A 12,987-nucleotide genomic window follows, 5' to 3' on the forward strand; every position below is an offset into this window, starting at 1 on the left:
TTCTTTTATGAATAAACCACTTCTTTCTGTTATTGTTCCTTCATTTAACGAAGAACAAAATGTCGAGCCCTTTTACTTTGCTTTAAAAGAAGTGCTTGACCAAAGCCATTATCGCTTTGAAGTGATTTATATTGATGACGGTAGTTCTGATTCCACCCTTTCTTTACTCCAACGTCTCTCTACTTGGCACCCCCAAGTAAATTATATTTCATTTACAAGAAATTTCGGTAAAGAAGCAGCCATTTTAGCCGGATTTCAACATTCGAAAGGGGATTGTGTGATTGTCATTGATGCCGACCTTCAGCACCCAGTCGAAATGATTCACGAGCTTCTTGATGGGTACGAGGAAGGATACGACCAGGTCATTGCGTGCCGAAATCGAAAAGGAGACAATTTTGTTAAAACGGCTTTGTCAAAGGTCTACTATAAACTTATTAACAAAGTCGTCGACGTTCAGCTCGAAGATGGGGCTGGCGATTTTCGCTTGTTAAGTCGAAGAGCTGTTGATGCCTTACTCATTTTAAGTGAAGGGAATCGTTTTTCAAAAGGATTGTTCTCATGGATTGGTTTTGATCAAAAAGTGGTTCATTATGAAAACGTCAGTCGCCAAAATGGTGAATCAAAATGGTCCATACAGAAACTTATTAATTATGGAATTGACGGGATTGTATCATTTAACTTAAAACCGCTTCGTATTTGTTTCTATATGGGCGGTATGATCTTGTTAGCTGCACTTGCTTACATTCTTGTCATGCTCACACAAATCGTTCGAACAGGTATCGACGTCCCTGGGTATTTCACCATTATTTCAGCTGTTTTATTCCTTGGAGGGATTCAATTATTATCACTAGGTATTATTGGCGAATATATTGGCCGAATTTACAATGAAACAAAAAAAAGACCGCATTATTTAGTTAAAGAATCCAATGCTACAAAAGGAAAACGATATGAACGCATTCAGTAATTTTTGTCAGAAAATCTATCGAAACCAATTTATGCGATTCGCTTTTGTTGGAGGGATTAATACACTTGTATTTTATTCCCTCTTCTTGCTTTTTCATCAAGTCTTTTCCCTGTTTTATTTAGTTGCTCACATCTTAGCCTTTATTCTTTCAATGATTGTTTCTTATTTTTTAAATGTTTTTTTTACGTTTGGTGTGAAACCATCTATAAAAACATTTTTACAATTCCCGCTAACACAAGTGGTAAATTTCACTGTATCAACGAGCCTCGTCTTTGTATTCGTTGAACTATTTAAGTTATCTCCTGTTATTGCGCCGATATTTGCAGTATTTCTAACAGTACCCATTACGTTCGTTATTACAGCGAAAATTTTAAAACGAGATGGAGTTTCACATGAATCTTAAAAAAGCACTCATTCTTGTTAGTTTAAGCCTAGTGGTCGCGTTTCTTGCCCACGGTTTCTTTCTGTATCAACTACTACATGGGCAATTTATGGTTGGGCCTAATGACGGAACAGCTCAAATGCTGCCTTTTAAGCAATTTTTATATAGTCAGTTCAGCCAAGGGAACTTCTTTTATTCTCACCAGTTTGGTCTTGGTGGAGGAATTTTTAGTCAGCTTGCTTATTATTTTTCCACAAGCACCGTTTTTTTTCTCACTTTTCTAGTAGTCTTGATTGGCGAATGGATGCAATTATTTCAGAACCCAGACAATATTCTTTTCTGGGCAAATGCTGCTGTTATTGTAAACAGCCTTCGATTAGCTCTTGTTATCATCATCACTACCTATGTGTTGCGCTACTTTAAAATAGCCTTTCCGTTTGCTTTTCTTGGCGCCGTTTTATATGGCGCGAGTGTCATGTATTTTCGTCATGCCTCCTTCTGGGAATTTTTTGCGGATGCCTATTTATGGTTACCTTTACTCGTTTTTGGGGTAGAGAAGATTATACGGGAGAAAAAACCGTGGTGGTTTATTTTCGCAATTGCCCTTTCCATCATTAATAATTTTTATTTTGCCTATATGAATTTTATTTTCATTGGCATTTATGCGATTTTGCGCTTTTTCATTAAGTTTTCTAAAGAGGAAATTTCTATTAAACATCAGCTGTATACATATATTCCTGCAACCATGCTCGGTTTTTTTATTGGCTCATTTGCTTTTGTACCAGCTGTATATGGCTTTTTAAACAATCAAAGACCACCATTTGAGCAGTCAATCGAGTGGATCGATTTTCATGATGAAATCTTTTTTACAAGTCGCTATCTGCTGATCCCAGCTTTGTTTATTTTATTTATCTGTTGTAAAAGTTTATATCGGTTTAAGCCTTTTCTTTTGTTTTCTTTGCTCTCATGCCTATTTATTCTTTTTCATTATAGTCCAATGATTGGAAGTATATTTAACGGCTTTTCCGCCCCTCAATATCGGTTTCAATACATGGGATCCTTTGCTCTAGCAGCAGCTGTTGTTTTTGGCTTAAGCAAATTTTGGCATATTCCTAAAAAAGAAAAAGTACTTGCTAGTAGCGTGACAGGAGTTGTATATACAGGATTGTTCATTAGTGGTCTCATTACGGATAGAGACGCTTTTCTTTCCATTCAAGCGATTACGCTTTTTGGAACGGCTATTCTAACGGTGCTCATGATCGTTTTTCTAGTAAATGGTCGACGGAAGCACCTATTGTACGGACTGGTAGGCATCACTCTAGTCTTACATATCGGTTTAACGAATGCGTATCAGAAAGAATGGTTATTTGAACGAGGGGATCTACAAGCCACCTCGGCAGAATTCCTGCAAAGCCATGCATATGATCATCGACTGCAAAGAGACTTACTGAATGAAGTGGAGGAACATGCACCTTTATCGAGAATTGAATGGGTCGCTGATTTCCGCAATAACACGCCGCTTGTTCAAGACTTTAACGGAGTTAGTGCGTATTCAAGTGTATTAAATAGTGAATTGCTTTTCTTTTATTACACGGATTTGGAGATTGACATGAATCGGGAAAGTGTCAGCAGGTATTCAGGATTCGGTGACCGTGTGAACCTCCATAGCTTGTACCAAGTCTCACATAAGTTGATTGACAAAGAAGATCCAGACCCCGTTCCGTACGGATTTACTGAAGTAAGCGAAAATGAACGTTATCATCTGTTTGAAAATGAACAATTGCTTCCTTTCGCGCGCACAGCTTCCACCCTTTATGGAAGAGACCAACTGTCTTCTTATAGCGTGCTAGATAAAGAACACGCTATGCTTACTGGTGCTATTGTGGATGAAGAGCTCGCTACCGAAGAGTTCCGTTCAACAGTGCAAAACCGTATCGACGACACAACCATCACAGCGATTGGCGGGGAGTACCATGATGGTCAATTAACAGTAACGGATGATATAGGTGGAATTGACATTGAAGTTGGTGAACGGCAAGACGACGAAGTCGATGATTATCTATCCTTTTACTTGCTAAATAACGCGGAGACAGCTCCTCTATTCCCGCTAACAGTAAATGAATTTGAAACGGATCGAAAATCACGTCAATCAATTTACAAAACGGATATGAATCACCTAACGGTAAGAGTTGAAGCAAGTGAAACGATTTCATTAAGAGTGCCACAAGGGGAATATACATTAACAGAACTAGCACTGTACACAGAGAACTATGACATTCTCCAAGCACAACAACAAGAGTCGACAGACATGCATACCGCTATCGATGGAAGACATATTATAATTGATATCGATAACCAGTCAAACGATGAACTATTGATTTTACCCGTCCCTCATGAAAAGGGTTGGGAAGTGAAAAGAAATGGGCAGACAGTAGATGTTGAACAAGTCAATTATGCGTTTCTCGGGGTCAAACTTGAAGAAGGTGAAAACGAAATACGGTTTTCTTATTTACCACCTTTCTTTAAACCAACATTGCTCTTAGCGATTGTAGGATTGATCCTTACCTTTAGTTGGATGTATGCAAGAAGAAAGTAAAATTCTTCTTGCATCCCAATTGAATAAATGGTAATATGGAGTTTAAACCCATGGAAATCGACCGATTTCGAATTATTCATAGGATTTTAAAAATTAATTTAACGCGGAGGTGATATGATTTGAAACGACTTTATATTGGTTATGTAACACTGCTCTTGGCTCTAGGTATTGTGCTAATTGCATTCGGTGTCTTAGATAGCATTGCACCAACAATTGTATTTACATTGCTTATTCTTGGTTCAGTCCTCTCTTTATTATTCAAACCTCGTAAAGCGCATAGCTAAAGCCTTTCCCGAGCCTGTTATTTCAACTTTTTGACCTAACTCATTTCGTTCGCTACAATACTCTTAGTAGTTATTACGGCGGAGGTCTAACATGTCCAAAAAACCAAACGAAAACCCACCAAATGAAGCACTCGGAATGATCATCGGATTACTGATTGCAGTCGGCGCTAGCATTATTTTTGATAGTATTCCTATTGGAATTATTGTCGGGATTATTGTTGGTTCAATGATTAGTTTCTATAGTAGGAAACCAAATAAGAAAAATCAATAACCGGCTCATGCAAGAGTCGGTTATTTTCATATTTTTTCTTTCGGCGCATACTATAAGTATGAAACATTTTGAAGACAAACCAATAGGGAGGTATTCTTTTGTTATTCAAAAAAAAGAAAGCTCCGTCCTTTGATCAACCTCAACCGTCTCAGCCATCATTTCGCCAACCACCACCGCCAACAACTAGCAGTCCATCTCAAGGATCCCAAATAAACCAGCCAAAGCCTTTAAGCTCAGACCAGCTACAGCACCTTCAACAGTTCATACAACATGCTTATCAAGCCGTAACAGACTATGAATACTTATATGAAAAAGTCCCAACGGAACACACCGCACATACCATTCGTGGCATTATTGATGATAATAAAAAACACTATCAAACTCTCCTTCATTTGTATCGCAAGCAAGCGAATAAAGATCCTGAAGTGACAGAAGCTATGTTAAATCGAAATGCTTATACTCCTGCTCTAAAGAAAGCATTTGAACAGGAACAGCAGTACACGCATTTATTCGAAGAAGCAGCTCGCTTATCAGACAATCGACAGCTACGTGATATTTATACATCTATAGCCAGAGATCATCAGCGACACGCACTATGGTTCCTTTCTTATTTAACCATTTATACAAACGACAAAACCTAAATAGAAGCTAAGGTTATTAGCCTGAGCTTCTATTTATCCGTTCAGGAACTGTATATACGTTCATAGATTGATGTCGAATAAAACCAACTGTTGTAATCTCCAGCTCTTCTGCAATTTCAAGAGCTCGATTGGTAGGTGCCGATTTGGATAAAATCACTTCACATCCAATTTTCGCTACTTTAAGAACGATTTCAGATGATAGCCTCCCGCTAAAGATGATAACCTTATCCTCTAGGCTAAGCTGATGACGTAAACAGTATCCATACAGTTTATCGAGGGCGTTATGACGACCGATATCTGTTCGCATTAACACAATGCCACTTGGCGTTGCTAGTGCTGCATTATGCACACCACCTGTTTCTTTAAAGGTAGTTGCCCCTGCTTGAAGTTCATTCATTAGTGTCATACACTCAGTAGGTGATAGAAACACATTACGCGTCTTCATTGTTTTCGTTGTTTTGGCATCTGCGGCAAATATAAAACTTTGTCGACTCATACCACAACAGGAGGTCAAATACCGCTTTGTTTGCAACTGATGATGAAATGGATTCAACGCTTGCTTTAACGTTACATGAACAAATCCACTTGCGGCTTCATAGCGAAGATGCATGATTTTATCGACGGATACAATAAACCCTTCTGAAACTAAATAACCAACGACCATATCTTCAATGTGATCTGGAGAAGAAATCATCGTCACAACTTCTTCCCCATTTATTTTTACAGTGATCGGTATTTCCGTTGCAACCATGTCTTCTACAACGTGTTCTTTGCCATTTACAAACCGGACAATGGTCCGGTTTGTTTGTTTTGAATAAGCCATATCTATTTTCGTTTCAATAAAAGTGGTAAAGCGAAAGCGAAAGCTCCGGCAGCAATCACATACCATTTTGTTTTTGATGATTCAGTTGACTCTTGCTTTTGAGGCTGCTGATACGTCTCATTTGCAATCGTGGACAATTCCGCTTGCGGTTGATTCGTTTCGTTTGACGATTGATCTTCTCCCATTCCTTTTAAAAGAGCTAACAGTGTATTCATGCCTTCTAACGTTTTCGGGTCTTTTAGTGATTTTAACAAATAGCCCGCGCTAGATTGGTTTTGCTGATGGTTATGCTCGTACTCAGACACATAATTTAAAGCTGAATTGATTTTAAACAACATGGGCTCTAAATCTGCTAATTTAATGGACCCAAGTGACTGCACAATAACAAGCATATTTTTTAGTGCCTGTGTGATATGAGGATCGTCTAGTTTCGTTACAAGTTGATGTAACAACGGGTTTTTTTGATCCAAAAGGGAGTGAGCAATATTGAGCGCTTCTGTTTGTTCAAGCTTACGAAGAAGAGATAGGACACTTGTTAAAGCATCCTTGTTCTCGAGCAAAGCATTCTCTAATTCTCGTAGCTCCTTTTCTCGTTCTGCATTAGGATCGACGGGCATTTTTCGAATAACCGTTGCTGCTTTAGCCATTTTTCGCCTTCCTCCTTGCTTCCACTAAATCGCCAGGGAAAATATAATCCCGTCTTGCCCATTTCGCTTCGACGTTTACACCCATTTGCGGTTGTGGGTTTCCATTACGGTAATTAATCCGTGGCAGCGGGCTTTCACCTTTAGGTTCAAGAATTTCCATCTTCGCAGATATTTCTTTATACGCTGGAGTATCCGTATCTTTATCTGAATGAGAGCTTGTCAAATAGTTAATCGCTCCTTCTCCACTTGTATTCATCGGTAAATAGACTTCTTTTCCTTTTACTCGATCGGTTACAAGACAGCGGACAAAAACATGCCCGTATGGTGATGTAAGCTTCACTTTCGTTCCATCCTCAAGTCCTCGTTCTTGGGCTAATTCAGGCGAGACTTCAAGGAATTCATTTGGCGTTTTTCGGCTGATCGCTTTTGATTTATAGGTCATATTGCCTTCATGAAAATGCTCGAGCAACCGACCGTTGTTAATGTGCAAATCATATTCATCATCAAACGATAACGGCTTCGTCCACTCTACTGGCCATAACCTTGCCTTGCCTCCAGGGAGAGCAAAGCCATCTGTGAACAACAGTGGTGTATCCGTTCCATCTTCTTTTACCGGCCATTGCAAACTGTTGTAGCCTTCTAGACGTTCGTAGCTAACACCTGCAAATAAGGGTGTTAACGAAGCTGCTTCAGCCATAATTTCACTTGGATGTGTATAAGTCCAATTCGCTTCCAAACGGTTAGCAATCTCTTGTATAATCTTCCAATCTGGCTTCGAATCGCCTAATGGCTCAAGTACTTGATACAGTCGCTGAAAACGACGTTCTGTATTCGTGAACGTTCCTTCTTTTTCTAAACTAGGGCTTGCCGGTAAAATGACATCAGCATACTGGGCAGTTTTCGTGAAAAAGATATCTTGAACAACAAAGAATGAAAGCTTTTCAAACCCATCTTGCACATAGTTAAGATTTGAATCAACAATCCCCATATCTTCCCCTTTTAAATAGAGAACATTAAGGTTTCCATCATGCATGGCATCAACCATTTCATGATTGTTTAAGCCTGGTTCTGCAGGCAAATCTACGCCCCAACGCTTTTCAAAGCGCGTTCGCACCTCGTCATCTGTTACATATTGATAACCAGGGAAGCGGTCAGGCATGCTTCCAAAATCGCTTGCTCCTTGAACGTTATTATGGCCTCTTAGTGGATAAGAGCCGGCACCCGGTTTCATATAATTTCCTGTAACAAGTAATAAATTTGAGATGGCTGTACTCGTATCCGATCCTCCACCGTGTTGCGTTACGCCCATTGCCCATAAAACAGACGTTGTATTGGCTTCGTGAATGGACGTTGCAATCCCAATAAGCTCCTCTTTCGAGAGATTCGTAACTTCAGATGCGTAATCTAAGGTGTAGGAGTCCAAGCTTTTTAGATAGTCTTCAACATCTGTCACGTGCTGTTCTAAAAAGGCAACATCATGCCACCCTTGATCAACAATATATTTTGTCACCGCTGATAACCAGACAAGGTCGCTTCCTGGCGCAGGTTGAACAAACAAATCGGCACGGTCCGCTAGATCATGCTTTCGAATATCAGCTACAATTACTTTTTGTCCGTGCAGCTTCTGCGAACGTTTCACTCTTGTCGCTAATACAGGGTGGGATTCGACTGTATTGGAGCCAATTGAGATAATTAATTCTGCATTAGCAATATCCTCAATACTACCAGAGTCCCCACCATAGCCAACAGTACGCCAAAGCCCCATCGTTGCTGGAGATTGACAGTAACGTGAGCAGTTATCAACATTGTTTGTTCCAACGACTCCCCGTGCTAGCTTTTGCATTAAGTACGACTCTTCGTTTGTACATTTAGATGAAGAAATAAATGCCAGTGCATCTGGACCTTTTGCTTTCAGCGTTTCAGTAAATTTAGCCGCTATGAGATCAAGTGCTTCTTCCCACTCCGCTTCACGGAATTCATTTCCGTCACGAATTAATGGTTTTGTGATTCGTTCCTCGCTATTGACAAAATCCCAGCCAAATTTCCCTTTAATACACGTAGAAATTCCATTTGCCGGTGCTTCCGCTTGAGGTTCTATTTTTAATATCTGTCTATCTTTTGTCCAAACATCAAATGAGCAACCGACACCACAGTACGTACAGACGGTTTTTGTCTTTTTGATTCTCGATTCCCGCATCTGTGCTTCTAAATCAGAAATCGTCATTAACGATTGATAGCCTGTTTCCACATGTTTTGTAATATTAATCATTGGTCGCATGGATTCATCTTGAATGCCCGTTAAAAAGCCTGCTTCACCTTCCATACCCACTTCCATCATGGCATTACAAGGGCAGACAGTCGAACAATGTCCACAGTTTACACACGAAGATTCATCAATCGGAGAATCCTTGTCCCAAATGACTCTTGGTCTTTCCAAATTCCAATCAATCGAAAGGGTTTCTGTTACTTGTAAATCTTGACAGGCTTCTACACATCGACCACATAAAATACATTGGTCAGGATCGTAACGGTAAAATTGATTACGCTGAACAGCGGATTCTTTCGAGCTGTGTTCAGTATCTTGATGCGTCACTTTCATTTCTTTAACAGCATTATGTATCTCACATCCGCCGTTATTATAATCACAGACCGTGCAATAGAGTTCGTGATTGCCTAAAATCCGATCCATTGCAATAAGTTGTGCTTCATGCACATCATCTGTTCGCGTTTCCACTACATCACCAGGCTTAATTTCTGTTGAACATGAACGCACATACTCGCCATTTACTTTCACAATACACGTGTCACATGTTTCAATTGGCCCTAGGCTAGGATGATAGCAAAGACTTGGAATATCTACTGATTCATGATTCAAAGTCTGAAGAACTGAATCCGATTGAACCGTTTTCTTTTTTCCATTTAACGTAACCTCAAAAAATTCAGCCAATTATTTACCCTCCCTTTTGACAGTAAAACAATCCATTATTTACATATGGACCTATTACGTTCACCTTTCCCTTATTCTATTTCCAATAAACCTGACTGCGACATAGTTTAATTGAGCAAGAGGTTGGGTATATTCGGTAACAGATAAAAAGGAGGGATACGATGTATAAAGACACCTTACATACATTAAATTCACAGGCGAAAAAAAAGTATGGGTTGCTCCAACATTCACCGATCCGTTATTTATTTGGCGCCATTCTAGCAGGTGCTTACGTCGGAATCGGATCATTAGTTCTGTTTGCAGTCGGTCAACCTCTTTATGAAGCAGATTCACCATTCGTTAGCATCATGACTGGGGCAACATTTGGCGTTGCTCTCGCTCTTGTCTTATGGGCTGGATCAGAACTTTTCACTGGAAATAACATGATTTTTACCGTGTCTTCCTTATCAAAAATCACTAGCTGGCGACAAACGTTTCTTATTTGGGGTTGGAGTTATATCGGGAATCTTATCGGTGCCCTCGCTTTATCACTTCTCGTGTTAGTATCAGGAATTTTTGCATCTGTCGGGCCAGATGATTACATGATGTCGCTTGCTTCAGATAAAATGAACGCACCGATGATGGAGTTGTTTTTTCGAGGGATCCTGTGCAACTGGATCGTCTGTTTAGCCATTTGGACATCGTTACGAGCAGAAGGCGACATTGCTAAGCTATTTTTAATTTTTATTTTGATTTTCGCTTTCATCGCAGCCGGTTTTGAACATAGTGTAGCAAATATGTCGTTACTTGGGATGGCACTTATGCATGGAGGATCGGAGACCGTTACATTAAATGGGTTCTTTCATAATTTAATTCCCGTATCGTTAGGGAACATTATCGGCGGGGGCGTTTTTGTAGCTAGTATTTATTACTTTATTAGTTATACGAAAAAAGAATATCAAGAAGAGAATTTCGATAAAAAAAGTAGTTGATGCGTGTAATGCATCAACTCTTTTTTATCCTCCACTCACCGGCGGGATAAACGCCACGGTATCCTGTTCGACTAGCACCGTATCATTTGTTGCAAATTCTTCATTTACAGCCACCATCATCCCTTGAAGAGTGTCGTTTTCAAGCTCATACACTTCTTCTATATGTGCCTTGAGCTGAAAAATCGCTTTTCCTGCAAATGGTAATGCCAATCTTGGCTGTCCAATTCGTTCTTCTAAGCCAGCAAACAATAAAACGGTAATCATAGTGTCGGTCCTCCCTTTGGGTAGGCTTGCTGCTCTAATTGATCGCCAACCCACTCTGTTCCGTCTTCCCAATGCTCTTTTTTCCAAATCGGCACTAATTCTTTTATTCGTTCGATTGCGTATTCGTTGCCTTCATACGCCGCTTTACGATGAGGTGAACTAACGGCAATAACGATAGCAATATCACTAATATCTAGAATGCCTAGTCGATGAATAATGGCAATCGTTGTACCTGGCCATCTCTCTTCCACTTCTTCCCCTATCTTTTGCAACATCTTTATCGCCATCGTTTCATAAGCGTGATACTCAAGTCGAATGGTTTTCTTTCCATGTGTCAGTTCCCTGACTGTCCCAATAAATGTCGTGATGGCACCACAATTTCTATCAAGCACATAATCAATTGCTGCTTGTACTTTAATTGGCTCTTTTGTTAGTTCATACATGAATGAACCTCCTTCTCTCTATCCAGAAACTCTTTTATAAACCGTAAAGCAGCAGGATCATCACGTTGAAAATGGGGAAACGGCACGGTCTCTTCCAAAAATGAAGAAGTCGTAAGCACACAACAAATAGTATCAAGGGATAAAAGACTTTTATCCTGATCATCACGCAAGCAAACAACTTTAGGGAAGTGGGCTTGTTTCCATCCTTCTATAAGAATGAGGTCTGGCTGACAAATTTGCTCTTGCATCTGTACGAGCTGTTTCAAGGACCCATCTCCCGCTGTTGTGGCTAGATGGATGGTGCCATCTCCTTCTACCAAGGAAGCCGTCGCTCCTTTTTCTAAAAAACGCCGGCTATCCGTCATTCCATCAGGCTCTCCTCCATGACCATGATGCTTTATCGTCGCTATCTTATAGTGATCGCGTTGCAAATAAACAAGCAACGCTTCAATAAACGTCGTTTTACCTGCGTTCTTATAGCCTACAACTTGAAGAACGTTTCCCACGTAGCATCACTTCCTGCATGACTATTAAGAAGCAGAATATCCACATCTGCTCCTTTTTCATACCCTCTTGTACCACCAGGTAATAAAATAAGAACATCTGCTTCTGCTAAAGATACCACTGAACCAGATTTATCAAGCCCAGAAGGATAGACAATGTGCTGACCGGACTGCTCGTCCAATTTCCCACGTACCAATCGTGTAAAAGGGTTTGGCTTTGGAAAGTCTATCCCTAATTTCCCTTTACTGATCGGTAAATGTGCGGGTGCTCGCATTGAACGCCTCATGATCGGGCGTACAAACAATTCAAAACCAACAAAACAAGCCCCAGGATTACCAGAGAGACCAAAGAACAATTTCCCATCTTTAACAGCTGCTGTTGTGACGCTTCCTGGCCTCATTGCGACTTTATTAAACAAGGTTTCCGCTTCTAATTGCTGTACAATGCCTGGCACTAAATCAAAATCACCGACAGATGCGCCTCCAGTCGTAATCATACAGTCCACTTTATGAAAATGTTCATGAATTCTTTCCATGCATGCGTCCATTTCATCTGGTACTTGCCCCAGCATAAGTGGCACCCCTCCAGCCCGCAACACTTGAGCTGCTACCATGTAGGCATTACTATTCCGAATCTTACCTGGTTCAAGGGGTTCGTTTACTTCTAGAAGCTCACTCCCTGTTGCTAAAATCCCAACAACTGGTCGAGACGCTACAGAAACTTCAGCTTGTCCAAAAGTCGCGAGCTGAGCCATTACACCTGGGTGAATGACCGTACCGGCCTTCGCAATCAACTCATGTTCCTTTGTATCTTCACCGATGAAGGAAATATTATCATGTTGCTTCACTGTTCGAACAATCTCTATTTCTGTTTTGCTCCGCTCATGAACAAGTTCTAACATGATGACTGCGTCACAACCACTTGGAATCATAGCACCGGTCATAATACGAACAGCTTCATGTTGACCAACCTCTTCTTTAAATACTTGTCCTGCTCCAATCTCGCCAATAACAGTAAAGAAAGCAGGAGTATCTCTTGAAGCGGTGGCTGTATCAATTGATCGGATTGCATAGCCATCATACGGAGAACGATTAAAGGATGGTACTGGATGTGTCGCTCTCACATCCTTCATCAGCACTCTTTCATAGCTTTCCACAATGGGAACGATTTCTACCTTTTCCTTTAGCGGATACGCCATTATCTGTTCGACTGCTTCGTGTATTTGAATCGGTTTTCTTCTTTCTACCATG

14 protein-coding genes are annotated in these 12,987 nt (G+C 40.4%); 7 read left to right on the plus strand and 7 right to left on the minus strand.

Features of this window, described 5'->3' with window-relative positions:
• Positions 1 to 7 precede the first annotated feature (7 nt).
• The 6 genes from PQ477_RS03295 to PQ477_RS03320 all read left to right on the plus strand — a co-directional run bounded on the left by PQ477_RS03295 (position 8) and on the right by PQ477_RS03320 (position 5,138).
• On the plus strand, positions 8 to 964 hold the full coding sequence (locus PQ477_RS03295) for a glycosyltransferase family 2 protein (RefSeq protein WP_144559504.1): 957 nt from the start codon (positions 8 to 10) through the stop codon (positions 962 to 964).
• A complete protein-coding gene (locus tag PQ477_RS03300; RefSeq protein ID WP_274272951.1) occupies positions 948 to 1,367 on the plus strand; it encodes a GtrA family protein in 420 nt (139 codons plus the stop codon). The genes PQ477_RS03295 and PQ477_RS03300 overlap by 17 nt, the downstream gene beginning before the upstream one ends.
• On the plus strand, positions 1,357 to 3,942 hold the full coding sequence (locus PQ477_RS03305; RefSeq protein WP_274272952.1) for a YfhO family protein: 2,586 nt from the start codon (positions 1,357 to 1,359) through the stop codon (positions 3,940 to 3,942). Before PQ477_RS03300 ends, PQ477_RS03305 begins: the two co-directional genes overlap by 11 nt.
• 119 nt (positions 3,943 to 4,061) lie before the next feature.
• Positions 4,062 to 4,226 (plus strand): hypothetical protein, encoded by a 165-nt coding sequence (locus PQ477_RS03310; RefSeq protein WP_158331992.1) that lies wholly within the window; start codon positions 4,062 to 4,064, stop codon positions 4,224 to 4,226.
• Between the two features lie 91 nt (positions 4,227 to 4,317).
• The gene (locus PQ477_RS03315; protein ID WP_060705697.1) at positions 4,318 to 4,497 is read left to right on the plus strand and encodes a hypothetical protein; all 180 of its coding nucleotides are present in this window, start codon (positions 4,318 to 4,320) and stop codon (positions 4,495 to 4,497) included.
• A gap of 98 nt (positions 4,498 to 4,595) precedes the next feature.
• Positions 4,596 to 5,138 (plus strand): ferritin-like domain-containing protein, encoded by a 543-nt coding sequence (locus PQ477_RS03320; protein WP_144559507.1) that lies wholly within the window; start codon positions 4,596 to 4,598, stop codon positions 5,136 to 5,138.
• Positions 5,139 to 5,154: 16 nt separating this feature from the next.
• Here PQ477_RS03320 and fdhD read toward each other — a convergent pair whose 3' ends face one another.
• Genes fdhD through fdhF form a run of 3 tightly spaced genes read right to left on the minus strand, consistent with a single transcriptional unit; the run spans position 5,155 to position 9,555 of the window.
• Complete coding sequence (gene fdhD / locus PQ477_RS03325) at positions 5,155 to 5,961, minus strand: formate dehydrogenase accessory sulfurtransferase FdhD (protein ID WP_274272953.1); 807 nt, start codon at positions 5,959 to 5,961, stop codon at positions 5,155 to 5,157.
• Between the two features lie 2 nt (positions 5,962 to 5,963).
• Positions 5,964 to 6,608 carry a helical membrane plugin domain-containing protein gene (locus tag PQ477_RS03330; protein WP_274272954.1) on the minus strand — a complete coding sequence of 215 codons (645 nt, stop codon included), beginning with the start codon at positions 6,606 to 6,608 and terminating at the stop codon, positions 5,964 to 5,966.
• Positions 6,601 to 9,555 (minus strand): formate dehydrogenase subunit alpha, encoded by a 2,955-nt coding sequence (fdhF, locus tag PQ477_RS03335; protein ID WP_144559510.1) that lies wholly within the window; start codon positions 9,553 to 9,555, stop codon positions 6,601 to 6,603. Before fdhF ends, PQ477_RS03330 begins: the two co-directional genes overlap by 8 nt.
• Before the next feature lie 161 nt (positions 9,556 to 9,716).
• Here fdhF and PQ477_RS03340 point away from each other — a divergent pair, with 161 nt between their 5' ends.
• Positions 9,717 to 10,526 (plus strand): formate/nitrite transporter family protein, encoded by an 810-nt coding sequence (locus tag PQ477_RS03340; RefSeq protein ID WP_144559511.1) that lies wholly within the window; start codon positions 9,717 to 9,719, stop codon positions 10,524 to 10,526.
• Between the two features lie 24 nt (positions 10,527 to 10,550).
• On the opposite strand, the gene moaD is transcribed toward PQ477_RS03340, so the two are convergent.
• The 4 genes from moaD to PQ477_RS03360 are packed head-to-tail and all read right to left on the minus strand — an operon-like array spanning position 10,551 to position 12,986.
• Positions 10,551 to 10,790, minus strand: a complete 240-nt coding sequence (moaD, locus tag PQ477_RS03345; RefSeq protein ID WP_035395331.1) for a molybdopterin converting factor subunit 1 — start codon at positions 10,788 to 10,790, stop codon at positions 10,551 to 10,553.
• Positions 10,787 to 11,233 carry a molybdenum cofactor biosynthesis protein MoaE gene (locus PQ477_RS03350; RefSeq protein WP_035395333.1) on the minus strand — a complete coding sequence of 149 codons (447 nt, stop codon included), beginning with the start codon at positions 11,231 to 11,233 and terminating at the stop codon, positions 10,787 to 10,789. The genes moaD and PQ477_RS03350 overlap by 4 nt, the downstream gene beginning before the upstream one ends.
• Positions 11,221 to 11,739, minus strand: coding sequence for a molybdopterin-guanine dinucleotide biosynthesis protein B (gene mobB, locus PQ477_RS03355; protein WP_035395335.1), 519 nt, complete (start codon positions 11,737 to 11,739; stop codon positions 11,221 to 11,223). The genes PQ477_RS03350 and mobB overlap by 13 nt, the downstream gene beginning before the upstream one ends.
• Positions 11,715 to 12,986: a molybdopterin molybdotransferase MoeA gene (locus PQ477_RS03360; RefSeq protein WP_060705691.1), complete on the minus strand. Its 1,272-nt coding sequence runs from the start codon at positions 12,984 to 12,986 to the stop codon at positions 11,715 to 11,717. Before PQ477_RS03360 ends, mobB begins: the two co-directional genes overlap by 25 nt.
• Between the last annotated feature and the right edge of the window lies 1 nt (position 12,987).

It is taken from the genome of Shouchella hunanensis (assembly GCF_028735875.1).
GTDB lineage: Bacteria > Bacillota > Bacilli > Bacillales > Bacillaceae_D > Shouchella > Shouchella hunanensis.